This window comes from Alkaliflexus imshenetskii DSM 15055, assembly GCF_000517065.1.
Classification (GTDB): Bacteria; Bacteroidota; Bacteroidia; order Bacteroidales; family Marinilabiliaceae; genus Alkaliflexus; species Alkaliflexus imshenetskii.
Genome location: NZ_KI912105.1, coordinates 585,290 through 609,576 on the forward strand (window position 1 = coordinate 585,290; position 24,287 = coordinate 609,576).

The 24,287-nt window shown below is 45.1% G+C and carries 19 protein-coding genes; 12 read left to right on the top strand and 7 right to left on the bottom strand.

What is annotated here, in order from left to right:
* The first annotated feature begins 12 nt into the window (after positions 1 to 12).
* From ALKIM_RS0102615 to ALKIM_RS0102665, 11 genes are all read left to right on the top strand, one after another.
* A complete protein-coding gene (locus tag ALKIM_RS0102615; RefSeq protein ID WP_026473295.1) occupies positions 13 to 684 on the top strand; it encodes a bifunctional 4-hydroxy-2-oxoglutarate aldolase/2-dehydro-3-deoxy-phosphogluconate aldolase in 672 nt (223 codons plus the stop codon).
* A 5-nt stretch (positions 685 to 689) separates the two neighbouring features.
* Entirely contained in the window at positions 690 to 1,538 is an 849-nt protein-coding gene (locus ALKIM_RS0102620) for an SDR family oxidoreductase (protein ID WP_026473296.1), read from the top strand.
* 268 nt (positions 1,539 to 1,806) lie between these two features.
* Entirely contained in the window at positions 1,807 to 2,886 is a 1,080-nt protein-coding gene (locus ALKIM_RS0102625) for a sugar kinase (protein WP_044117700.1), read from the top strand.
* Between the two features lie 72 nt (positions 2,887 to 2,958).
* Positions 2,959 to 4,233, top strand: a complete 1,275-nt coding sequence (locus tag ALKIM_RS0102630; RefSeq protein WP_026473298.1) for a lactate racemase domain-containing protein — start codon at positions 2,959 to 2,961, stop codon at positions 4,231 to 4,233.
* A 204-nt stretch (positions 4,234 to 4,437) separates the two neighbouring features.
* A complete protein-coding gene (gene gnd, locus ALKIM_RS0102635) occupies positions 4,438 to 5,892 on the top strand; it encodes a decarboxylating NADP(+)-dependent phosphogluconate dehydrogenase (protein ID WP_026473299.1) in 1,455 nt (484 codons plus the stop codon).
* Between the two features lie 147 nt (positions 5,893 to 6,039).
* Complete coding sequence (locus ALKIM_RS17375; RefSeq protein ID WP_044117701.1) at positions 6,040 to 7,077, top strand: TRAP transporter substrate-binding protein; 1,038 nt, start codon at positions 6,040 to 6,042, stop codon at positions 7,075 to 7,077.
* Between the two features lie 17 nt (positions 7,078 to 7,094).
* Positions 7,095 to 7,580 (top strand): TRAP transporter small permease, encoded by a 486-nt coding sequence (locus ALKIM_RS0102645; RefSeq protein ID WP_026473300.1) that lies wholly within the window; start codon positions 7,095 to 7,097, stop codon positions 7,578 to 7,580.
* Between the two features lie 70 nt (positions 7,581 to 7,650).
* Positions 7,651 to 8,955, top strand: a complete 1,305-nt coding sequence (locus ALKIM_RS0102650; protein ID WP_044117702.1) for a TRAP transporter large permease — start codon at positions 7,651 to 7,653, stop codon at positions 8,953 to 8,955.
* A gap of 239 nt (positions 8,956 to 9,194) precedes the next feature.
* Positions 9,195 to 10,241, top strand: coding sequence for a substrate-binding domain-containing protein (locus ALKIM_RS0102655; RefSeq protein WP_026473302.1), 1,047 nt, complete (start codon positions 9,195 to 9,197; stop codon positions 10,239 to 10,241).
* Between the two features lie 62 nt (positions 10,242 to 10,303).
* On the top strand, positions 10,304 to 11,554 hold the full coding sequence (locus tag ALKIM_RS0102660; protein ID WP_026473303.1) for a tagaturonate epimerase family protein: 1,251 nt from the start codon (positions 10,304 to 10,306) through the stop codon (positions 11,552 to 11,554).
* Between the two features lie 31 nt (positions 11,555 to 11,585).
* Positions 11,586 to 12,062, top strand: coding sequence for an FKBP-type peptidyl-prolyl cis-trans isomerase (locus ALKIM_RS0102665; protein WP_262480529.1), 477 nt, complete (start codon positions 11,586 to 11,588; stop codon positions 12,060 to 12,062).
* Positions 12,063 to 12,723: 661 nt separating this feature from the next.
* Here ALKIM_RS0102665 and ALKIM_RS0102670 read toward each other — a convergent pair.
* Positions 12,724 to 13,791 carry a serine hydrolase domain-containing protein gene (locus tag ALKIM_RS0102670; RefSeq protein ID WP_026473305.1) on the bottom strand — a complete coding sequence of 356 codons (1,068 nt, stop codon included), beginning with the start codon at positions 13,789 to 13,791 and terminating at the stop codon, positions 12,724 to 12,726.
* 709 nt (positions 13,792 to 14,500) lie between these two features.
* Between ALKIM_RS0102670 and ALKIM_RS0102675 the strand changes: the two genes are divergently transcribed.
* Complete coding sequence (locus ALKIM_RS0102675; RefSeq protein ID WP_026473306.1) at positions 14,501 to 15,769, top strand: MATE family efflux transporter; 1,269 nt, start codon at positions 14,501 to 14,503, stop codon at positions 15,767 to 15,769.
* Positions 15,770 to 15,821: 52 nt separating this feature from the next.
* On the opposite strand, the gene ALKIM_RS17380 is transcribed toward ALKIM_RS0102675, so the two are convergent.
* The 6 genes from ALKIM_RS17380 to ALKIM_RS19075 all read right to left on the bottom strand — a co-directional run bounded on the left by ALKIM_RS17380 (position 15,822) and on the right by ALKIM_RS19075 (position 24,233).
* Positions 15,822 to 17,186: a glycoside hydrolase family 28 protein gene (locus ALKIM_RS17380; protein ID WP_084555781.1), complete on the bottom strand. Its 1,365-nt coding sequence runs from the start codon at positions 17,184 to 17,186 to the stop codon at positions 15,822 to 15,824.
* Between the two features lie 23 nt (positions 17,187 to 17,209).
* A complete protein-coding gene (locus ALKIM_RS0102685; RefSeq protein WP_044117703.1) occupies positions 17,210 to 18,001 on the bottom strand; it encodes a rhamnogalacturonan acetylesterase in 792 nt (263 codons plus the stop codon).
* Positions 18,002 to 18,160: 159 nt separating this feature from the next.
* Entirely contained in the window at positions 18,161 to 19,432 is a 1,272-nt protein-coding gene (locus tag ALKIM_RS17385) for a DUF4861 family protein (RefSeq protein ID WP_162148785.1), read from the bottom strand.
* A gap of 69 nt (positions 19,433 to 19,501) precedes the next feature.
* Positions 19,502 to 20,845, bottom strand: a complete 1,344-nt coding sequence (locus ALKIM_RS17390) for a pectate lyase (protein WP_235714362.1) — start codon at positions 20,843 to 20,845, stop codon at positions 19,502 to 19,504.
* 255 nt (positions 20,846 to 21,100) lie between these two features.
* Positions 21,101 to 22,285, bottom strand: a complete 1,185-nt coding sequence (locus ALKIM_RS0102700) for a glycoside hydrolase family 88/105 protein (RefSeq protein ID WP_026473308.1) — start codon at positions 22,283 to 22,285, stop codon at positions 21,101 to 21,103.
* A 67-nt stretch (positions 22,286 to 22,352) separates the two neighbouring features.
* A complete protein-coding gene (locus ALKIM_RS19075) occupies positions 22,353 to 24,233 on the bottom strand; it encodes a pectate lyase family protein (RefSeq protein ID WP_052345264.1) in 1,881 nt (626 codons plus the stop codon).
* Positions 24,234 to 24,287 lie beyond the last annotated feature (54 nt).

The window sequence follows — 24,287 nt, forward strand, 5'->3', positions numbered from 1 at the left end:
AAGGAAATTAATATGGCAAAATATAGTCGCAGTGAAGTGGTCATGGCTATGAAAGCCACCGGAGTGGTTCCAGTATTTTACCACTCAGATGTGGAAGTATGCAAGAATGTGGTAAAAGCCTGCTACGATGGAGGCATTCGAGTATTCGAATTTGTAAACCGTGGTGATTTTGCACATGAAATCTTCGGCGAAGTAAACAAATATGCACTAAAAGAGCTTCCCGGCATGATATTAGGCGTTGGCTCACTGGTGGATGCGCCTACTACAGCCATTTACATTCAATTGGGTGCCAACTTTATTGTTTCTCCATTGTTGAATGAAGAAATGGCTAAGGTATGCAACCGCAGAGGTGTGGCGTGGTCGCCCGGCTGTGGCACCATTTCAGAAATCAACAAAGCACAGGAACTGGGTGCCGAGGTGGTGAAAATGTTCCCAGCATCAGAAATTGGAGGCCCCTCATTTGTGAAAGCAGTGAAAGGCCCAATGCCATGGACCAACATCATGCCTACCGGCGGTGTAGACACCACCGAAGCCAACCTGAAAGGCTGGTTTAGCGCCGGAGTAACCTGCGTGGGCATGGGTTCAAACCTCTTCCCAAAAGAGATAATGGATAAGAAGGACTATGCAGGCCTCACCGAAAAGGTAAAGGAACTGATGAATACCATTAATAAAGTGAAAAACTAAACGTTATGACAGCTCCCATCAAAGAACTGAACCTGAAGGGCAAAGTAGCTGTGGTTACAGGCGGTGGCGGCGTTATTTGTTCCACCATGGCCAAAGCACTGGCCATGCATGGGGCAAAAACAGCCATCCTGGACCTGAACCTGGAAGCAGCGCAAAAAGTTGCTGCCGAAATTGAAGCCGAAACAGGTGCAAAATCGGTAGGTTTCGCAGCCAATGTGCTCGACCGTGCCTCATTGGAAGCAGCAAAAAAGGCCATCAACAGCGAGTTGGGCAAAATTGACTTTCTGGTGAATGGTGCCGGCGGCAACGCAGCCACGGCCACATCGAAAGTCGAAAAAATGGAGAAAGGCGACAACCTGGAAGACACCTTCTTTGGTCTTCAGCTTGAAGGCTTTGACAAAACCTTTGACCTGAACTTTAAAGGAACCCTGTTGCCAACAATGATTTTTGCCCAGGACATGTTAGAACTTGGAAAAGGCGGCATTGTGAACATCTCATCGATGAACTCCTACCGTCCGTTGACCCGTATTCCAGCTTATTCGGCATCGAAAGCAGCCATCAACAACTTTACGCAATGGCTGGCGGTGCACTTTGCCAAGACCGGTATACGCGTGAATGCCATTGCACCAGGCTTCCTGCTCACCAACCAGAATCGTTTTCTTTTGATAGATGAAAAAACCGGCGAATCGACCCCACGCGGCAAAAAAATCATCAACGGAACGCCAATGGAACGTTACGGAACACCCGAAGAGTTAACCGGATCGCTGCTCTATCTCCTTTCAGACTGGTCAGAATTCATTACCGGCGTAGTTATTCCCGTTGATGGTGGATTCAGTGCATACAGCGGCGTTTAATAAAAGATAATTAGATAAAAGATATTTAGATTAGAGATGTTTAGATAAAAGATGTTTAGAAGGATAGATTAGAGATTTTAGAGGGATAGATGACAGATGCTTAGAGGGCTAGATTGCAATGGGAAGATGCTTTGTCACCACAATAATTGGTTAACCTTACTTCTATAATCTAACATCTACTAACATCTAATCATCTTACATCTGTTGTATCTCACATCTAATTATCTACGACAAACAGAGCTTTACATACCCTTAAAATCGAACCAAGATGAGTATTCAATTGAAAAAAGAGTTTAAATGGTCACTGGTGGTTCCCACCAGTATGGGCGTGCGCATCACGCCTGTTAACGGCCAACCCGTACATAGCAGCGATACATTTATGATGCAGGCTACCAGTGCTGAAACCAACGTAGCAAGCATCTCATCATATTTAGGCCTTCCGGTGAAGGTGCTCACCACCTTTGTAAAGGATAGCCCCATTGCTCAGTTTATTAAGAGCAACCTCAAAACCCGCCACATGGAATATGAAGGCGCCGAAGTGGAGCAAGGGGACCCGTGGGGTTTCCGTCACCAGTTCAACATTGCCGACAGCGGCTTTGGCGCTCGCGGACCCCGCGTGCAAAACGACCGTGCCGGCGAGGTAGGGCGTACCCTCAACGTAAAAGATTTTGACCTGGAGCGCATCTTCGGAAAAGAAGGCGTACAGATTGTGCACCTCTCCGGGCTTATTGCAGCCCTCTCGCCCGACACAGGCACCTTCTGTCTGGAGCTGGCACGTGCCGCAAAAAAACATGGCACACGCATCTCTTTTGACCTGAACCACCGCGCCTCCTTCTGGAAAGGCCGCGAAAAAGAGCTACACGAGATTTTTACTGAAATTGCCTCGGTATCAGACATCCTGATTGGAAACGAAGAGGATTTCCAGCTTTGCCTTGGCATCGAAGGCCCCGAGGCCGGCGGAAAAGCCATTGCCGATAAAATCGACAGCTTTAAGGAGATGATTATCCGCGTGAAGAAGACATTCCCCAACGCCTCTGTGTTTGCAACCACCTTGCGTGAAGTTGAAAATGCCAACGAGCACCTGTGGGGCGGAATCATGCTCGAAGGCAACAACTGGCATGTGGTAGAACCTCGCGAAATACGTGTGCTCGACCGCATTGGTGGTGGCGATGGATTTGTAGGCGGCATGCTTTACGGCATCCTGAAAGGCTGGGAACCACAAAAATGGATTCAGTTTGGATGGGCTACCGGTGCATTGGCCACCACCTTCCTCACCGACTATGCCCAGCCAGCCGACGAAGAGATGGTTTGGAGCATCTGGGGTGGCAACGCCCGCGTGAGAAGGTAAATGAAGCATTGGGCTATTTCGACATGTTGTTCGGATAGCCCTGCTATTTTCAACAATTCAAAGAAAAACATCATGGTACTATATCAACGTGGTTCGGAAAATGATGTGCTGACTTCGGATGACCTGAAGAACGCACTGTATGAGGCTCTCGAAAAATTGGGCCCGCGGAAAAGAGTACTTGCCCTACCGCCCGACTACACCCGTTACCATTCGCGCTCGGGAGAGCTAACGGCCTATGCATGGCAATATTACCAGGATAAACTGGTTGATATTTTGCCGGCATTGGGTACGCACACTGCCATGCCCGACCACGAAATTGAGCACATGTTCCCTAACGTGCCAAAAAGTTTGTTCAGGGTGCACGACTGGCGCAACGATGTGGTGACCCTCGGCGTAGTGCCCGGCGCATTCATCTCAGAAATAACTGAAGGCAGGGTAACTTATGATTGGCCGGCACAGGTGAATAAACTGCTGGTAGAAGGCAATCACGACCTTATTTTGTCCATCGGCCAGGTGGTGCCCCACGAAGTAATAGGCATGGCCAACTACAACAAAAACATCTTTGTTGGCACCGGCGGCTCCGAAGGCATCAACAAAAGCCACTTTATTGGTGCAGTGTATGGCATGGAACGCATCATGGGACGCGCCAACAACCCTGTGCGCAAGGTGCTGAACTATGCATCGGAGAATTTTGCCAAACATCTGCCCATCATCTATGTGCAAACCGTGGTTGGCCGTAACAGCGATGGCAACCTGGTAACACGCGGTATTTTTATCGGCGATGACGAAGAAGTTTTTGAACTGGCCGCTGACCTATCCATCAAAGTAAACTTTGAAATGGTGCCCGAGCCTTTGAAAAAAGTGGTGGTTTATCTTGACCCCACTGAGTTTAAAAGCACATGGCTGGGCAACAAGAGTATTTACCGCACACGCATGGCAATGGCCGATGGTGCTGAACTGATTGTGCTGGCACCTGCACTTAAGGAGTTTGGCGAAGACAAAACCATCGATAAAATTATCAGAAAATATGGCTACTGCGGCACACCCAAAACGTTGGAGTATGTGGAAAGCAACGAGGACATGAAAAACAACCTGGGTGCAGCAGCCCACTTGATTCACGGCAGCTCAGAGGGACGGTTTTCAGTTACTTACTGCCCGGGTCATCTCACCAAAGAAGAGATAGAATCTGTGCATTTTAAATATGCCGATTTAAAAGAGATGATGTCACGCTATAATCCTGAAAAACTAAAAGATGGCGTGAATATTATGCCCGATGGCGAAGAAATTTTCTATATTTCGAATCCGGCAGTCGGATTGTGGGCACACAAGGATAGATTTAAAGATTAAAAACAGATGTAAGATATCTAGATGTAAGATATTTAGATGTTAGATGATTAGATGTAAGATGGATAGATTAGATAATTAGGTTCTATCAGATGCTTAAGTAATTTTGGCAACCTATTCGTTTAATTCCGTAATCGAAACCTCTTTTCTCTGTAAATCAAACATCTGACCATCATAAAATAACAACCCTTATAAATTAAAACAATAATGAAAGCATTATCAGACATTGGCCTTATTGGCCTGGCCGTAATGGGCGAAAACCTGGTGCTGAACATGGAAAGCAAAGGTTTTCAGGTATCGGTTTACAACCGTTCGACCGATAAAGTTGACAACTTCATGGCCGGCCGTGCCAAAGGCAAAAACATAAAAGGTACGCGCACCCTTGAAGAGTTGGTGCAGTCGCTTGAGCGTCCTCGTAAAGTGATGCTGATGATTAAAGCTGGTAGCGCCGTAGATGCATCCATCGAAAGCCTTATTCCGCTTCTGGAGCCCGGCGATATTATCATTGATGGTGGCAACACCCATTTCCCCGACACCGACCGTAGAACAGCCTATGTGGAGAGCAAAGGTCTGCTTTACATCGGCACCGGCGTATCGGGAGGTGAGGAAGGTGCTTTGTTAGGCCCCTCCATTATGCCAGGTGGTTCACCCAAAGCATGGCCCATCGTGAAGCCCATCTTCCAGAGCATCTCAGCAAAAGTTGAAGATGGTACACCCTGCTGCGACTGGGTTGGCGAAAATGGCGCCGGTCACTTCGTGAAGATGGTGCACAACGGCATTGAGTATGGCGACATGCAGCTCATCAACGAAGCCTACCACATCATGAAAGATGTATTGGGAATGGATGCCGACGAGATGCACCAGGTTTTCAAAGAGTGGAATGAAGGGCCACTGGACTCATACCTCATTGAGATTACCCGCGACATTTTGGCTTATAAAGATGAAGATGGCACAGCGTTGGTTGAAAAGATTCTGGACACTGCCGGTCAAAAAGGTACTGGAAAATGGACAGCCGTTTCAGCGCTTGACTTGGGTATTCCGTTGACCCTTATTGGCGAGGCTGTATTCTCAAGGTGTCTTTCGGCCATCAAAGATGAGCGTGTAGCAGCATCAAAGGTAATTTCAGGACCAAAACCAGAGTTTAAAGGCGACAAAAAGCAATTCCTGAAAGATTTGCAAGACGCACTATATGCTTCAAAGGTGGTATCTTATGCGCAGGGATATGCCCTGATGGCCGCCGCAGCCAAGGAGTATGGCTGGAACCTGAATTATGGTGGTATTGCGCTCATGTGGCGTGGTGGATGCATCATCCGCTCTGTATTCTTAGGAAAAATTAAAGAAGCATTTGATGCCAATCCGAACCTCACCAACCTGTTGCTGAACCCATTCTTTAAAGATGTGGTTGAAAAAGCCCAGGCCGGATGGCGCAATGTGGTAGCTACCTCAGTACTGAATGGCATACCCACACCAGCATTTGCCACTGCACTGAACTATTTTGACGGATATCGCAGCGAACGTTTGCCAGCCAACCTGTTGCAAGCACAACGCGACTATTTTGGCGCGCACACCTATGAGCGCATCGACAAGCCACGCGGTGAGTTCTTCCACACCAACTGGACAGGTCGTGGTGGAACAACTGCTTCCACAACATACAACGTATAACCATAGAACAACGGGGCTGTCTTTCTTATTACAGAGAGGGACAGCCCTTTTTACCAAAAGCCCAAGCAAAACAACCAAGCCCACACAGCCCTGTTTGTCACTCATATATTCAGGATTGTAACATCTATTCTAATAAACCATCAAAACATGAAAAAAAATTTTGCAATAACATTGTTTTTGGTCACGTTAATTCTTTCGGGATGTGGCTTAAAGAGCGATGTTAAGGTATTAAAACTTGGCCATACGCTGGATACACAACACTCGGTACACCTTGGCATGGAATATATGGCCAAGCGTGCCTACGAGTTGTCCGACGGTAAAATTGAGATACAGATTTATCCCGGTGGCGTGCTTGGGTCGGAGCGCGAGAGCCTTGAGTTGCTGCAGTTGGGCAGCATGGATTTGACCAAGGTATCTGCAGCCGCTATGGAAGGTTTTGTTGAAGAGTACAAAGTATTTGGTCTTCCTTATATTTTCAGAGACAAAGAGCATCTGTTCACCGTATTAGATGGCCCAATTGGCGATGCCATGCTGTCAAAAGGTGACCGGTTCTGGCTCAGAGGACTCTGTTTTTACGATGCGGGTGCACGCAGCTTTTACACCTCATCAAAAATTGAGACCCCCGAAGATTTACGTGGTAAAAAAATCCGCGTGATGCAAAGTATTACAGCCGTAGAAATGGTGCGTGCCATGGGTGGCGCCCCTACGCCCATTGCCTGGGGTGAATTATACACAGCGCTTCAGGGCGGTGTGGTTGACGGAGCCGAAAACAATCCCCCCAGTTTTTACCTGTCGCGCCATTACGAAGTGTGTAAATACTACCTGCTGAACGAGCATACCATGATTCCTGACGTGATGATTATAAGCACCCATGCCTGGAACAAACTCAACGAGCAGGAACGTGAGTGGCTGCAACAAGCTGCTGACGAGTCGGCAGTGGTTCAGCGTCAGTTGTGGTACCAATCAGAAATGGAAGCCCTGGCAGCAGTAAAAGCCGCCGGCGTTGAGGTGATTTATCCCGACAAGACACCCTTCATGGCACGTGTAGAAGGCGTATTTGACCTCTACAAATCGACTCCCAGGGTGTATGACCTGATTAACCAAATCAGAGCCATCCAAACAGAACCAACGGAAACGCCTGCGCCCGAAGCCGACCAGGAGACTGAAATATCAACATCACTATAATTAAAAAATATCATCTCATGACGCTCAGAACACGAATAGACAAAATTCTTGAAGTCTTTCTGGTAATCATCATGGCTACCCTGGTACTCGATGTGGTATGGCAGGTAGCCAGCCGCTATGTTTTTGCCAACCCAAGTTCATTTACCGATGAGTTGGCAGGCTTCCTGCTTATTTGGGTTGGCATGGCCGGTGCTGCCTACGTGAAAGGTCAAAACGAACACCTTGCCATTGATATACTGCATGGAAAACTATCACCCATATCCAGAACCAGACTAATGATTTTCATCAACATCCTGATAATTATTTTTTGCTTATCCATTATGGTTGTAGGTGGTATTTGGCTCGTTTACACGCGCTTTGTCCTTGGTCAGATTTCAGCAGCATTGCAAATCCCAATTGGTTATGTGTATATGATTGTGCCCATTAGTGGATTGCTGATGACCTATTATGCAGCTGACGACATAAAACTGCTTAACCACGAGCTTAAAGCGCTCCAAAGCTAAAAAACATTTAGTGCTGAAGCCTGGAGGCTTCGACCCACACATTCAAAAACTGATTTTAAAATCAACAACCATGGATTTGGATATAATTGGAATCTTAGTACTCATACTTTCCTTTCTCTTTTTTCTGGTCATTGGAGTACCGGTGGCCTATAGCATTGGTCTTTCGGCCATGGCAACCATGCTGGTAAGCTTTGACGCCATGCCGGCCTTCTCAACTCTGGCCCAACGCATGGCCACCAGTCTCGACAGTTTTTCGCTACTGGCGATACCATTTTTCATATTGGCAGGACAGCTGATGAACTCCGGAGGGATAGCCATCCGGCTCATTGAGTTTGCCAAAGTGTTGGTAGGTCGTCTGCCTGGCGGTCTGGCCTTTGTGAACGTAACTGCCAACATGCTGTTTGGCGCCATTTCGGGCTCGGCAGCTGCATCGGCATCGGCCATTGGTTCCATCATGGGCCCTCAGATGAAGAAAGAGGGTTATGAAGAGAATTTCTCGGCAGCCATCAACATCACCTCAGCTACAACCGGTTTGGTGATTCCTCCCAGTAACATACTTATTGTTTACTCACTTGCCAGTGGAGGCGTTTCCATTGCGGCATTGTTCCTTGCCGGATATCTGCCTGGCATTCTTACCGGTATTGCATTGATGATTGTGGGAGGCGTTTATGCCTATCGCAAAAAATATCCTGTGGGGCAAACGGTTACTTTTGTTCAAGGCATTAAGAAATTCTTAAGTGCTATACCCAGTCTTTTAATGCTTCTGATTGTGATTGGCGGTATTGTAGCCGGTTTATTCACAGCTACCGAAGCATCTGCCATAGCAGTGGTTTACTGTCTGGTTCTGGCATTTTTATACGGAGAGGTAAAATTACACAACCTGCCGCGCATCTTTGTAAATACGGTTAAAACCACCGGTATTGTGATGCTTCTGATTGCCACCTCTATGGGTTTGTCATGGGTTATGTCATTCGAGAACATTCCGCAAACAGTGAGCGATGGACTGCTGTCGGTATCGTCAAACCCCATCATCATTCTGCTGATGATTAACTTCATTCTGCTTTTTGTGGGGATTTTTATGGACATGACACCGGCAGTACTCATCTTCACGCCCATCTTCCTGCCCATTGTAACCACACAGTTGGGTATCGACCCCATCCATTTTGGTATCATCATGATTAGTAACCTCTGCTTAGGATTGTGTACGCCACCTGTGGGAGCTGTGCTTTTTATAGGTTGTAGTGTGGCCAAGCTGAAGATACAGGATGTGGTGAAACCGATGATTCCATTTTTCATAGCGATGATAGTGGTGTTATTGCTGATTACCTACATACCGGCCATCAGCCTAATAGTGCCACGTTTATTTGGATTCTAACATCGACACGCGGGAGCAATAAGCCCCGTAAAACAGATAAAACAGTTGACTACAACATACGCATAACAAGATGCGCCTGTTGTGGTCAACTGATATCAAAACCAACACATGGCCGATTTAAACATCTGTCATCAAGATTCATAAAGATTGCTGCGTTGAACATATAATACGAATAAGAAGCAATCAGACGAATAAGGCAACCACAAACCAAACTGCCTTAATTCAAACATCACACGACAATGAAACAAGTCAGAATTAAAGATATTGCTGAAAAAGCAGGGGTATCCATCGGTACAGTAGACAGGGTGCTGCACAACCGTGGCGAAGTAGCTGCCGAAACCAGAGAAAAGGTTCTTACCATTGCGCGGGAGATGCACTACCAACCCAACATTGTGGCACAGGCACTCACATCTAAAAAACAGTACCATTTGGCTGCTCTGCTGCCGCGCGGAGGTCAGGATAACGTATATTGGATGGCTCACCCGCAAGGCATCGAAAAAGCTGTGAACGAGTTACGCCCATTCTTTGTGGATGTGCACTTTTTCTTTTTTGAGCTACACAACGAGGCCGATTTCATTGCCAAAACCAGGGAGATTATCGAGTACAATCCCGAAGGCGTCATCTTTGCGCCGATCCTCAAAAAAGAGTCCATCCAGTTTTGTGCCGACCTCGACACCAAAAACATCCCCTACATTTTCATCGACACCTTTATTGAAGACTCCAATTGCCTCTCGTTTATTGGTGAGGACGCCTACCAGGGCGGACGCGTGGCGGCCAGCCTCATTGACTATGGACTGGATGCCGACAAAGACATTCTCATTGTTAACATTGCCAAAGACCTTGAAAACACCCAGCACCTGAACCGCCGCAACCAGGGATTCATGAGCTATTTTTTAGATGCCGGCAAAAACAGAGGGATGAAAATCACCGTGGAAATTCCTTCGGCCGAGAGAGCCGATGTGGAAGTACGCATGGACTCCATCCTCAACACCAACAAAAACATTGGCGCCATTCTGGTGTCGAGTGCCAAAACACACGTGATTGCAAGATATCTGGAACACAAAAAACTGAAAGACACCATACTGGTTGGTTATGAACTCACACGAAAAAACACCGACTACCTCAAAAAAGGCATCATCAATTTTCTGATAGGACAAAAACCGATGGAGCAGTCGGGTAAAGCGGTTAAACGGATGTTTGAATTCCTGACCACACGTCAAATCCCATCTAAAAAGGAGTTTCAGCCTGTAGAAATTATCAATGTTGAAAATGTGGATCTGTTTTAGCAATTCAGAAAAACCACCATCTAAATGTTAGTCACCAAGTAATTATATTAACACTATACGACATGGAAAAATTATCAAAATACTCCATCGGGATGGGCGACCGTTTTGCCCATCAGGCAGAGGCTCAATTGAAAGCCGTGATTGATGCAGAAAAAAAAGGATTCAGCATTACCCCGGTTTGGAACAAATCGAACCGCGAACACTCCTTTATTGGCAGCAAACCCGAAGAGACCCGCGCGGCTGTTGACAAGGCCATTTCAGCATTGGGCTGGACAAAGCCTTACTTTGTTGATGCAGACCACATCAACCTGGATACAGTTGATAAATTTATGGCGGCATCGGATTTTTTCACCATCGATGTGGCATCATACATAGGCAAACAGGGCGATTGCGCCGAAGCCGAAGCGTTCATAGCCAAAATGAAACCTTACATTGGTACCTTTAACATACCCGGCATTGCCAAACCCATTGTAGTTAACGAATCACAGCTTAAGGAAATCACCTATCAGTTTCTTTATGCTGCCTGCATGGCTGGTGAAACTTATAAAAAAATAGTGGCTGCCAAAGGCGAAGGCAATTTCATCACCGAAGTGTCGATGGACGAAGTGCCAAACCCCCAAACGCCGGTTGAAATGTTTTTTATTTTAGCGATGCTGGCGTATTACAACGTGCCGGTACAAACCATTGCGCCAAAATTCACCGGACGGTTTAACAAGGGTGTTGATTATGTGGGCAATACCAAACAGTTTGCCGATGAGTTTGAAGCAGATTTGATGGTGATTGATTTTGCCATTGAGCAATTTGGCCTTCCCGCAGAGCTAAAAATGAGCATCCACTCGGGCAGCGACAAGTTTAGCATCTATGAGCCCATTCGCGACCTCACCCAAAAACATGGCAAAGGCTTTCACCTGAAAACAGCCGGTACCACCTGGCTCGAAGAGGTGATTGGGTTGGCATTGGCCGGCGGCGAAGCCCTGGATTTCGCAAAAGAGATTTATGCCAAAGCGCTTCAGAATGTGGAGAAGCTTTGTGCACCCTATGCCGATGTGATAGACATTGACCCGGCGCAATTACCTTCTGCCGAAACAGTAAAATCATGGAGCAACGAAGATTTGGCCAACGCCCTTCGTCACATTCCGGGTCATCCGCAATACAACCCCAATATGCGCCAACTTGTGCACGTGGCGTTTAAACTGGCTGCCGAACAAATCGACAAGTACAACGCATTGCTTGAAAAACACGCCGAAGTGGTAGGACAGTGCGTATATGACAATATTTATGACAGGCATCTGAAGCGATTGCTGAATCTCTAATGATGTAAAACAAAATAGTACTGTTATTTTTGTGAGGGCTTTGCGCAGATGTGAAGCCCTCGCTTTATTTACAGAAATGGCAAACAGAGAGAAGAAACAAAGAAGCAAAGGTTCGGCAGGCAACAACAGAAAAAGTGGTGAGGATTTTCTGGAAATGAATGCCAAAAAAGAGGGTGTAATTGAGACCGAAAGCGGCCTTCAATACATGGTGGTGGAGCAGACAGACGGCGCCAAACCCGACGAGTGGAGTACAGTAGAAATACATCAGAGGGCACTGCTGCTTAATGGCACGTTACTGGAAGATACCTATCGGCTCAACCAAACATCCACCGTTGCCATGAATGAATTGATTGAAGGACTACAAGAGGGGCTTCAACTGATGTCGGCCGGTAGCCGGTACAAATTTTGGGTTCCCGCCGAGTTGGCATGGGGGCGTAAAGGCACCGGTAATAAAATCCCACCCAATGCAGTACTGCATTTCGACATAAGGCTTATGAGCATCCGCTAAGATGTTATATAACAACCTTGAGCATTATGCACTGGTTGCTGGCCTAAAACTCGTGAACCGCAAACAGTAGTTACACCCACTATGGGTAAGCATAGGCTACCACTATGGAAGTGCATAGGCTACCACAATGGGAGAGCATAGGCTACCTAATATAGTTTACAACGCGTCCATTTACGTTTGACATTCCATTGTGGTAACAGGCGACAATAACGCTGAGATAAACTTCTATGGAGTTATATGTGCCGTTCCTACGGAACTCAACTTCACTTGACTATCTGCAATAACCGGATTAAAATCCGGCCTATAACATTCTGCGTTCCTACGGAACTTCAAAAAAATATTGCTGATTGTACGCCGTTTTCAAGAGCCGTAGGTTCGAATACATGTTGTAGGGATGGATATTAAACCAAATTAAAATCCGGCTTTTAATATTCTGTGTTACTATGGAACTTCAAAAAAAATATTACTGGTTGTATGCCATTCTTAAGAGCCGTAGGCTCGAATCTATGTTATAGGGATGGATTATAAACAAAATTAAAATACGGTCTTTAATATTCTGTATTATTACGGAACTTCAAAAAATATTACTGCTTGTATGCCATTCTTAAGAGCCGTAGGCTCGAATCGATGTTATAGGGATGGATTTTAATCCATCCTAAAATTAATTTATTAGAGCGCTTAATTTAGACCAAAGTTCATTATCCAAACCTGAAACAGCAAAATTTGGGTTTGCCGGGTCAGAGGCATTTCCCATTCTAACAACAACCATATTTCTGCTTGGAACAACATATATGCGCTGGTCTTTTGCGCCCATGGCTGCAAACATATCATTGGGAGCATTCGGAATTAGCGGACCTGTGAATATAGCTTGGTCTCCAGGTAACATATATTTGATTTTTCCATTGAGCCACCATAAGTATCCGTAGGATGGATTCAAATTTTGAGATGAATTGCAACTTTCTGTAAAAAATTGCGCCTCAACAATTTGTTCACTTTCCCATTTCCCCTTATTGAGAGCCAAGAGACCAAATCGAGCCATACTTCTTGCGGTACTATGGTATATTGTGAAAATCAAACCAAAATTCCAATGACCATCCATTCCTATCTTGTTCTTCAGTTTCTCATTAAAATAGGTTTCAAAGTTTTTATTGGCGGCATTAGCAGTGATATCAGTCAATTTTTGAAAAACATTCCCATAGGCCCATCTCGTTCCAGCATCAGCAACATAAGTCAGGTTGGGTTTTATTGTCAATTGTTTTGTATCATCTATGCCCGAAGTCATAGAAAGCAGATGTTTAACGGTTATTAAATCCTCTTTTTCTATTGGCATATTTGTCCATCCAGCCCCCAAATAGTCTGAAGCTTTATTGTTTTTATTCAAAAAACCTTCCTGCTGAGCAATTCCTATGGTTGTAGCCACTAAGGTTTTTCCAGCGCTATTCCACTCCCATTGGGTTGATGAGGTGTGCCCATCAAAGTATTCTTCCATTACTATTTTCCCATCCACCAATATCATAAACGATTTTGTGTGTTTTTGAATTAGGAATTCCATTAAAGGTTGAACAGCATTTTGGTTCCATCCTAAACTGGCAATGGTTTTTGTTTCCCATTCATTGCCAGTGAGTGGTGGAAAGTACATTGATTTTAATGCAGATGAAGAATTGTCCTCCTCTTTACTACAACCCTGAACCAGAAAAAGGGTAATTAAAGTATAAGCCAGTAGTCTCATGTTTAAAGGCATATTTTAGAATTTGATTGTTTAGAATTAAAATCGCTGAACCAAAGTTATGACATTTTTTTGCCGGTTTGCATTGGTTTACTACCTGTGATTTTACATTTGACATACCATTACAGAAACAGGCGACAATATCGATGAGATAAACATATATGGAGTTATATGCGCCGTTCCTACGGAACTCAACTTAACTTGACTATCTGCAATAACCGGATTAAAATCCGGCCTATAACATCCTGCGTTCCTACGGAACTTCAAAAAAACATTGCTGATTGTATGCCATTCTTAAGAGCCGTAGGCTCGGATACATGTTGTAGGGATGGATATTAAACCAAATTAAAATCCGGCCTTTAATATTCTGTGTTATTCCGGAACTTCAAAAAATATTACTGGTTGTATGCCGTTCTTAAGAGCCGTAGGCTCGAATATGTGTTATAGGGATGGATTTTAATCCATCCTTAAATAGAAACAATCAGAAAAATGAGAGCCGTAGGCTCGGTACATTTTATAAGGACGGATTTAATCCATTCATCTGTCAACGGACGATGCAAGAACGTATTTTTTCTGTCCATTTCCACGATATAGGTCATTCTACAGATGAGATTTAATAGAATAAATTGATACTTTTAACCTACACAAATAATAAACACAGCATCTAATCAATCCAGGTATTTGTAAGGCCAGAAAACATCTAATCAACAGCATGTTAAAGAAAATATTTTCCACCTTTATAACTAAAATTCTGACAGGAATTATCAGTCTCTTAATAGCGGTATTGGTATCCAATTGGTTAGGGGCAGAAGGTAAAGGTATTCAAGGAATATATTTCACAACAATAGGACTTTCAATCACACTCATCAGCATTCTGGGTTTAATGCCTGTCACTTATCTGTATCGGAGAAAGCCATCCTTAAACTACTTTATGATTGTCTATTTATGGTCCTTCATATCGATACCTCTGTTATATTTTTCCTTAAAATACACCCAACTCATCAACCCGGAATATGTACTTTATGCCACCATTACTTGCTTCTGTTCTTCACTGGTAAGCAACAACTTATCCATCTTCATCATCAAGGAAAAACTGATTTATTTCAATCTGGCTTTGATTAGCCAGCCCATCTCAAAAATTCTGTTTATCCTATTATTTTATTACTCTAAACAAACCTTCACCATCGATGACTATATACACAGTTTATTGTATAGTTTTCTAATACTTTTATTATTTAGCCTAAAAGGATTGGTTCTTATTTTTAAGGAGCAAATACGCCTTAAGCTAAACAGCCTTATTAAGGACCTGATTGACATGTTTCGCTATGGCTTTCTGCACCAAATTACAACTATACTCCAATTGTTGAGTTTCAGAGTCACGTACTATATTTTGAACCATTTTGATGAAGTAAGCAATCTGGGTGTTTATACAAATGCGATATCTATCTCAGAATCGGTTTGGATAATAAGTAAAAGTTTATCGGTAGTATTTTATTCCAGGATGTTAAATACCAAATCGAATCAACATAAAGAGTTGTTTCAGACCTTCACATACGCTTCATTTTGGATACAAGCAGTGGCTCTTGCCGCATTGGTATTTATTCCATCCACCTTTTATACCTATTTATTTGGCAGCGACTTTTACAACCTAAAAAACCTGTTGGTTCTGCTATTACCTGCATCACTATTATTTGGTCAGTCATTCATTTTTGAGTTTTATTTTGCTGCAACCGGGAAACATCACATAAATGTAATGGCGAACTTAACCGGTATGGTGATAATTCTTGGTTTTGCATATTTGTTTATTCCTTCCTTATCGGCTGCCGGTGCTGCTTTAGCTACCAATATTGGTTGTATAGCCACAATTATAATCTACAACCACTTTTTGGTTAAGAATTTTAAGTACTCCATTTTAAAACATCTGTTCAGCATCTCAACATTTAAGACATATTACCAAAACCTGCGGCAGGTTATTAGCTGAAACAACGCTGTTTACCATCAGTAAAAGAGACAACTAGAGCAGCATTACGCAATCACTGCACCCACGATGGCGGCCCGGCCTGACCTCCAATGGATACATCTTCGAGGATTATGTTGCGTGCTTCCTGCAAATCGAAAGCAATTTGAGCCTGTTCGATGGTTACATTGGTGAAATGGATGTTGTGCACCTTCTTCTCAGGAAACCCGTGTATGACAATACCGGCGGCGGTGGCCTCGCGACAATACACATCCTCCACAAAAATATTGTGAATGTGCGTGACATGCCCCTTGCCCTCCTGATGGTAGAAAGAGGTGATAAAAAAGGCATCTTCCACTTTATCAAGCTTTACGTTTCGGAAGAAAATATTGGATATTTCGCCGCCACGGTCGGGGTTTGATTTGATGTAAAGACCGCGCTTCAGGTAACCAATGGCTTCGCAGTTTTCCACAAATACATTGTGTACCCCGGCGGCCATTTCGCTGCCGATTACAATACCATGCAAACCCAGCAATTTACAGTTACGCACAATGATGTTTTTGGTGCTTCGCCCAATGGTCCGACCTTCCAAATCGCGTCCTGCTTTGATGGCTACGTTGTCATCAGCATTGTTGAAAACCACATTTTCTATGAGCACATCCTCAGAGTATTCAGGGTCGATGCCGTCGTTGTTTTTATTTTGCGCATCGAAACGAATGCCGCGCACAGTTACATTCTGACACATGAGCAAATGCAGACACCAGAATGGTGAATCTTCAATTTTCACATCTTCCACCAGGATGTTACGGCAATCGTAAAACTGAATGAGGTGTGGGCGCAGGTAATGGCCATCACCAAAGATGCGTTGTGCCACAGGCACCTGATCGTTGTTCATTTGACGAGACAGTAGCTGGCTTTCGCGCTGTATCTCGCGCCAAAGTTGCCACGTATCAGAGGCCTCACCATCAATGACTCCACTACCGGTAATGGCGATGTTCTCGCACTGATAAGCATAGATAAACGGGCTGTAGTTATAAAGCAGCGTACCTTCCCAGCTTGTGGGTACTACCGGCAAATAGTGGGCAGGTTCACTGCTAAAGAAGAGACGTGCCCCCTCGGCCAGATGCAAATCCGTATTACTCACAAAATGAATTGGCCCTTCCATAAAGTAGTCTCCAGCCGGCACTACGATGCGGCCGCCACCAGCCTCTTCTGATGCCGCCATGGCTTTGTCAAAGGCCGGTTTGCTATTTGTAACACCATCACCCACCCCGCCAAAATCGGTAATTAAAAAGCTCCTTTGGGGAATCACTGGTGGCTTGATACGTGCCAGAATCTCCTCTTTGGTATCGAAGCGCGCATTAACGTCTCCATCACCGGCACATCCACACATGATACCAAATGCCATGGTTAAGAGGAATATGAACAGATAATTTTTCATAATAACAGATGTTGTAGTTATATCTAATTACAATCAAATTTGGCAATGGACTGCAAAGCATTAAACACCAGCTGTGCCACCGCCTTAGCTCCCTCGGGCTGAAAATGGGTGTTGTCGCGCTGTCCGTTGGGATAGGCAGGATAAATACCGGCATCCAGATTCATGAAATACTTCACTGTAACATAGTCACGACCCACCTTTGAAAAATGTTTCATGGAGAGATGGTTTAAGTCGATTAGCGGCACCGACATTTCAGCAGCAATCTCTTTCATTGCATTGGGATAATCGCCGTGCACATTTTCCAGGTGGTTGTCCCTCCAGGGATAGTTGCGAGCCACCGGCGTAAGCAATATGGGCATGGCACCTTTTTCGCGCGTCTGGCTCACATACAATCTCAAAAACTCTTTGTACCCATCCACAGGCACATAACGCTCCGTTTTCTCCTCCGATTGGTCATTATGACCAAACTGAATCAGGACCAGGTCGCCGGGCTGCAAAGCCTCGAAAACACTACGCCATCTTCCCTCCTGAAAAAAGGTACGTGTGCTTCGCCCACCCTTTGCCCGGTTGTCGACCACCACATTGGGCGTGGCGACTAAATTGCGTAGTTTCTTGAGGCTGTCGGGTACCATAAACTGAGGGAACTCTTGTCCCCACCCGGCAACTGGATGTCGGCGTTTCATATAGTCCTCTTCGAGGGTGTAATCAGCAACAGTGCTGTCGCCAATCAAAAATATGGTGGTGTGCTTTCGTTTTTCAACGTTGGTACAACCGGCAATGAGCAAAACAATCAGATAGAGTAGAATTAACCGCATGGCTATTTATTTTTTTTGTTTAAACAGAGAGTGAACCACTATAAATCCGGCCACAATGCTGATATATATACACTTGCGAACTGGATGATGAACAATTCAGGGAAGAGAGCGCAGTGGCAGAAAAGAGATTCCACCCGGCTCTCTCTTTAGTCATTCTGATTACTGTACCGATGCCTGAACAGGATTTTCAAGCACATCGAGGCTTTGCTGCAAATAGGCTTTGAAAGCCTCAAATGTGGTGACACCATCCGGCTCCTGCTCCCAGGCTGCCAGGAAGTAATACTCCACGGTTGTCAGCGGCTTTTCGAACACCACCAGATGGCTGAGCCTGTCGGCTGTTACGCGCCCGTTTTGATGGGCAGGAAATAAAACTGCCAACCCCATGTTATCGCCAGCCAGGCTTTGTTCGCCCCACGAAGCGATGGCACGCCATTTTCCGTTGGCAGAAGTCATCTCAAACATGTCAATACCTTTTTCGATGATAAAACCAGTGGCCACATTATGCTGTGGAGTATCAAATGTGAGTAATTCACGTGTCATTCTGCTACCGGCATCAATGGTTTTTAGCGAGATAAGGTTATTTTTTGTTTCACCGGTTTGCCAGCCATAATACCATGTTTTTACCTGCGAGCGAATAAGCCCATCGGCTTCGATTTTACACATTACGCTGTCAGTTTTCTCAACGCGCACAGCCTTTTCGCCATCAAACCAGGCAATGGAACCAATACCAAGAGAACGACCCACTTTGAGCACATCCATGCCCCAATCGGCCATGTGGTGATACGTTTCAAAACCATCAACCCCCACATCCTGAAGCACCATATCGGTAATTTTTTTGCCAAACACATCGTTGGCATTGCGCCAATCGAGATACATGCGGTATCCAACCTTGTCGGACTCCCAACCCGGCCCTTCATATTTTATGAAATAGGTATGATCAGTGAAACCATCGGGTACACGCAGTGAATCAAATCTGAAAAAGTTGCCGCCACCCCGGTAAACGCCGTTGCGCCAGTTGCCCGTTGTGCGGTGCCAGAGTTCGGCCTGAGTTTTTTTCACAAATTCCACATCGCCCGGATTGCCTGCATAAACGGAGAGTGCAACTGCCCCGCCAGCCGGAATCATTGCTTCAACTACAAGCACATCCAACCGGCCATCACCGTTGCTGTCAGACAGCTCAGCCGGCACAATTCCCAGAGGTGTTACCGCATATAAAGTACCTTGAGCGTGTTTCAGTTTACGGGTCTGATCAGCAGTTAATGCAACCTGATGAACGCCGGATAAATCGTTTGAAGCAGGGTTGTTTAACTGAACAACAAACTGCAACACACCGTTGTGACGCACCACTGGAGCACCCTGACGCACCGATACACATGCAGCCATCAACAGCAATACAAAAAGAGATAGTATTTTTCGTGATTCTATTTTCATTTCTGATAATTTATAAAATTTCAATACAATTTGAACACCTTCAGACATTTCAAAACCAGTGCATGTCTGCTATCGTGCCACAAGGCCATTGAGATAAACCTCAATATTGGTATATTGATTGGAAAGATTATAACCCGCATGGTCATTGGGATTATTTGGGTCTAATCCATTGGCAACTTCCCACTCATCGGGCATGCCGTCGCCGTCGGTATCAATCATGGGTGTCCCGGGTTCCAGATAAGGCCAACCGCCCACTTCATCTTGTCCGTTGATAATGCCTCGATCACCAAAAGTGTACGTTCCAGTGCGCACCTCCTCAATGACACGCGCATCAAGGGCATCTCTAAAATGGCTGGCTCCGGCATATTTAAGCACTGCATCGTAAGCATCTTGTGCAGAAACGGCCACAAAATCGGAAACAATATAAGGCTCAAACACTACCATATCATCCAGTTCTCCCCTGCGGGTGTTAACGCCAAGCAGATTATTTTCAGTAACCCTGTCACTGCCATGCATCACATTGCCATGAAGATAGAATTTTCCCAATGGCGCATAAGGTTCGAGAAACAGCTCCCGCTCGCTGTTGTTTGTAGCCGGTCCGGGTTTAAAATAGTTACCAATCATATTGTAAAAGCCCTCTTCGCCGCCATAGGCTGCCTTCGATTGCCAGTTGTAGACCACGTTGTTAACCATCTCCACCATCTCCTGTTGTCCATCCCGCAAACGGCGTCCTCCCTGAAAACGGGGGTTGCGACTGTTGTTGTGTGCCACCAGATTGTGATGGAAAGTGGCTTTGTTACCGCCCCAAATACCACCATAACCATGTTCTCCTTTGTGATGGTGAGAATCGTTGAGTGCCTCGCTCACAATGGACCATTGAACGGTCAGATTTTCGATGTTATAGAGGGATAATACTTCGTCGTTACCCCAACTCATGCTGCAATGATCGATGATAATGTCTTTATGATTGATGCCTGTGAGAGCATCCTGCTCGAGCGGAAAAATATCGCCCGGCCGCATACGAATGTAACGCATGATGACATTGTTGGCGCGAATGCGAACACCATGTCCGGTGATGCAAATACCGGAACCTGGAGCCGACTGCCCTGCAATGGTTAAATCGCCCTGGTCGATATAGAGCATGCTGTCGAGCTGGATATTGCCAGCCACATCAAACACAATGGTACGGGCACCCTTCATCTGTATGCCATAGCGTAAACTTCCCGGTCCGGCATCGTCCAGATTGGTGACCTTATAGATAAAACCACCGCGTCCGCCGGTAGTGTATTTTCCTGCGCCTTCGGCACCCGGAAAGGCAACCTCTTTTTGTGATGACGAATGATTGGCTGCACCACACGAAGCCAGTATTATGGCAGCAGCAACGATTATGAATGTAATGGATTTAGTGTACATAGTAGATGCGTAGATAGGGATATGAAAACAAAACGAGACTGAACCGTTGCCATCAGACATTCGACTCAGTCCCGTTTTGGATTAACAAACCTGATTTAAATAATATTTCATCTTTTGGAATAGATTAAAACCTAAGATGCCAAATAAATAGGTGCTCCGGGTCAGTCTCCGGAAAAAACACTCCATCTATCTCTTAACTACAAACAGCGTATGCCTGCGCTGTATATGCATTTCCGGCGCAAGCCAAAGATGACCTTACCTGTCGAGTTCAAGCGCAGCTATAATGAATGGCGCCGTACCTTTTGGGTCGTTGTCAACAATAGTTTCGCTAATGTAATATTCGTAAGAACCGTCGCGGTATGGATTGCCTCCCAATCCGGTTGGCCCCACAATGTTTTTCATGATGATAAGGCCATCCTCCTGCTCCACAATCAGATGTTCGATTATGCCATCAAAAGTAGTGTTGGCAATATCCCAATATTTTTTGTCGAGGTAACCATTTTTGGCACCTTTGGCAAACACATAGGCAAACATGGCAGAACCAGAACCTTCTACGTAATTACCATCCTTGTCGCCCAAATCCAACACCTGAAACCAGAGACCGGTTTCCGGGTCACGCACCTTCAGCAAAGCCTCAGACACATTCTGTAGAATTGTAATGATGGAATCACGATCAGGATGATTTTTTGGAAGGAAATCCAAAACATCCACAATGGCCATGGTGTACCATCCCATCGCACGCCCCCAGAAATGAGGCGATTGACCTGTTTCAGGATTGGCCCAACCCATTTCACGGCTCTCATCATAAGCATGATAAAGCAAGCCGGTATTCTCATCCAGCGTAACCTGATAAGCGAGTTTAATCTCTTTGGTTACCAAATCGAACCATTCGGGCGCGTTAAATTCCTTGGCATATTGTGCCAGAAATGGAGATGCCATATACAAACCATCGAGCCAGATTTGATTGGGATAGATTTTTTTATGCCAGAAACCACCCGACTCGGTTTTGGGGTGTTCGCGCATTTGCTGAATGTGCAGTTCAATGGCATCGCGGTATTTCTTTTCGCCCGTACGCTTATATAGCGTAATAAGGTTTTTGGCCGGATTGATGCGGTCAATGTTATACTCTTCAACACGATAGCGATGCACGGTACCATCTTCACGCACAAAGAAATTGATGTAATCCTCCATGTACTTGGAGTATTTAGGGTCTAAATCGCCAAGTTTATCAATGGCCTGTCCCACAAAAGAGACATCGTACTGCCAACGTATACGGCCGCCGTCCATTTTCAGGAGCGTATCGTACTGCACCATCAAGGTATTGGCCATGCGTACTGACCACTTCTCCTGGCTCTTACCGGCTGAATTGCTGCCGCTTCCGCAACCGGGCACAGCAACCAGTAAAAACAACGCTGCAATTGCAAAAATTAGTTTCTTCATTGATTATTGTTTTTCAAGTTATACCAGAGATAACATCTTTGTAAAAATCAAAGAGTTAATTATAATTTTATTCCACTATAAATTTTACTGTTTGGCTTCCCAAACCGGCGTTTACCTTTATGAAATATACACCTTGCTTAATCCCTTCTGTGTTGATAACCAGCTTACTTTGTCCGGCAGGGTAGTTTTTCTTTGCGATGCCGCTCATCCGCACACCCGAAAGAGAATAGAGATCCACCGAGACAGCCATGGTCTGGGGCAAATTGATGTATAGATTCAGTTGATTTTTAACCGGATTTGGGAAAATCTCTGAATCAACAGCTAAGGTTGTCTCTCCGCCAACCGATGACGCCTTATCGCCCAGAAGCGCAGGCAAAGCCGAAGCTTCCACCAAAAGATGCTCATAAGCATAAGGCACATCAAGAACACATTCGGGACTTGTAATGTAGCTACTCGACTGAAAAACATTGTCTATCACCTGCAAGTAACCGCCCTCAATACTGTAATCAATGTGTATGGCTTTGCCCACATTCTCAAAAAAGTTGTTTTCGATGCGCACGCAAGCACCCATTCGTGAATTGATGCCATCGCCACAATTTTTATAGTAGTTATTAAAGATGTGTGCTTTGCCGAAACGGATACTGGGGATTCTGCTTCCAAGGTTATAGAAGTAGTTGTGATGCATCGTGATACGAATCACATGATCATTGGTTTGCCCGTCGCCGGAACTTATGAGCACCGACTTAAAGTGATCATGAAAAACGCTGCGTGAGATGGTGATGTGTGTGGCGCCATTTTTTATGTCGAGCAGCCCATCATAATAATCCTGGTGGTGATCCCTGTCGTTATAAAATTCACAGCCATCAATCCAGATATTTCGCGAACCATGGGTAATCTCAATCAAGTCATATTGAATCACGTGCGAAAATGTCATGTTTTGAATAATGATGTTTTGCGCGTTGGTTATTTGCATCATGATGCCCTCAATATGTGCATCATCCGTGATGCCGATAAGCGTTTTATCAGAGCGTATTTTTACCTGGCCAGTTCCTGTTATTTTGCGGTCAACAGTTACCACAAGCGGCTCATCGCTATCGAGATAGTTCTCAAGCTCCTCTTTGTTGGTGGCAAGTACGGTGCGCCCTAACTGACCACCAATGAGCAAAAATGGCGTACCCAAATCATCCTGAATGGCAGCATATCCAATAATATCAGGATTCATGGTAGTACCTTCGGGATAAAACATTGCTGTAACAACGGAGTTATCAGAAATAGCAAAAGTATGCTCCCACTCTGTTGATGGCGCATTTCCGGACCAGCTGTGAAAAAAGTTTCCCTCGTTGGCAGTAGCCCTTACGGTGATTAGAGTACCCTCGTCATAGTAAGATTGCACAGGCTCATAAGTGATAGAGCCAGCATCTTCAATGTTTTTACCTACCGATAAAGTGTACGAAGGCAGACACTCGGCACCTGCTAAACCTTCGCCAGTAAGCTCAAGAAAATCGGTGTTAGGCAAGCCGGTTGATAACATGGCCACCAATCGGATTTTATTGACACCCTCCTTCAATTCGATAGAAAAATAGTCGGTATATGCCCAGTTGGTCCATGCACCTGTATGAACAAACTCAATAATGGCAGCTTCCACCGATTCGTTGATCATGAGGCGTCCGTTACGAGGATTGTTCCATCCGCCAAAAGCGTAGCGCAAACGCATTTGGTAAGTGCCTGCCTGGGCGGCATCCACACTCCATAAGATATAGGCGCCCTCCGCATTGTTCACGTTGGCATAGCCCTGCGGACTTTCAAACCCCGCAACCCCTCTGTCAATAAATCCAACAACGGAACAAAAACCGGATTCACCGGTGTAAATCTTTTTCACTTCGGCATTGGCTTGTGATACAAGCGTGACACCTAGCAGTAGAAATAATATTTTGTAGATTTTTTTCATTCGCAACTCGAAATTAGCATTACACAAAAGCTGAACTATTTGGTTTGATAAAAA

Excerpts from the sequence above, each read along its gene's own strand:
- ALKIM_RS0102670 (WP_026473305.1), bottom strand. The coding sequence starts at position 13,791 with ATGAGACTACTGGCTTATACTTTAATTACCCTTTTTCTGGTTCAGGGT.
- ALKIM_RS0102630 (WP_026473298.1), top strand. The coding sequence starts at position 2,959 with ATGGTACTATATCAACGTGGTTCGGAAAATGATGTGCTGACTTCGGAT.
- ALKIM_RS0102685 (WP_044117703.1), bottom strand. The coding sequence starts at position 18,001 with ATGCGGTTAATTCTACTCTATCTGATTGTTTTGCTCATTGCCGGTTGT.
- gnd (WP_026473299.1), top strand. The coding sequence starts at position 4,438 with ATGAAAGCATTATCAGACATTGGCCTTATTGGCCTGGCCGTAATGGGC.
- ALKIM_RS0102660 (WP_026473303.1), top strand. The coding sequence starts at position 10,304 with ATGGAAAAATTATCAAAATACTCCATCGGGATGGGCGACCGTTTTGCC.
- ALKIM_RS0102650 (WP_044117702.1), top strand. The coding sequence starts at position 7,651 with ATGGATTTGGATATAATTGGAATCTTAGTACTCATACTTTCCTTTCTC.
- ALKIM_RS0102645 (WP_026473300.1), top strand. The coding sequence starts at position 7,095 with ATGACGCTCAGAACACGAATAGACAAAATTCTTGAAGTCTTTCTGGTA.
- ALKIM_RS0102675 (WP_026473306.1), top strand. The coding sequence starts at position 14,501 with ATGTTAAAGAAAATATTTTCCACCTTTATAACTAAAATTCTGACAGGA.
- ALKIM_RS17385 (WP_162148785.1), bottom strand. The coding sequence starts at position 19,432 with ATGAAAATAGAATCACGAAAAATACTATCTCTTTTTGTATTGCTGTTG.
- ALKIM_RS17390 (WP_235714362.1), bottom strand. The coding sequence starts at position 20,845 with ATGTACACTAAATCCATTACATTCATAATCGTTGCTGCTGCCATAATA.
- ALKIM_RS0102620 (WP_026473296.1), top strand. The coding sequence starts at position 690 with ATGACAGCTCCCATCAAAGAACTGAACCTGAAGGGCAAAGTAGCTGTG.
- ALKIM_RS0102700 (WP_026473308.1), bottom strand. The coding sequence starts at position 22,285 with ATGAAGAAACTAATTTTTGCAATTGCAGCGTTGTTTTTACTGGTTGCT.
- ALKIM_RS19075 (WP_052345264.1), bottom strand. The coding sequence starts at position 24,233 with ATGAAAAAAATCTACAAAATATTATTTCTACTGCTAGGTGTCACGCTT.
- ALKIM_RS0102625 (WP_044117700.1), top strand. The coding sequence starts at position 1,807 with ATGAGTATTCAATTGAAAAAAGAGTTTAAATGGTCACTGGTGGTTCCC.
- ALKIM_RS0102615 (WP_026473295.1), top strand. The coding sequence starts at position 13 with ATGGCAAAATATAGTCGCAGTGAAGTGGTCATGGCTATGAAAGCCACC.
- ALKIM_RS17380 (WP_084555781.1), bottom strand. The coding sequence starts at position 17,186 with ATGAAAAATTATCTGTTCATATTCCTCTTAACCATGGCATTTGGTATC.
- ALKIM_RS17375 (WP_044117701.1), top strand. The coding sequence starts at position 6,040 with ATGAAAAAAAATTTTGCAATAACATTGTTTTTGGTCACGTTAATTCTT.
- ALKIM_RS0102655 (WP_026473302.1), top strand. The coding sequence starts at position 9,195 with ATGAAACAAGTCAGAATTAAAGATATTGCTGAAAAAGCAGGGGTATCC.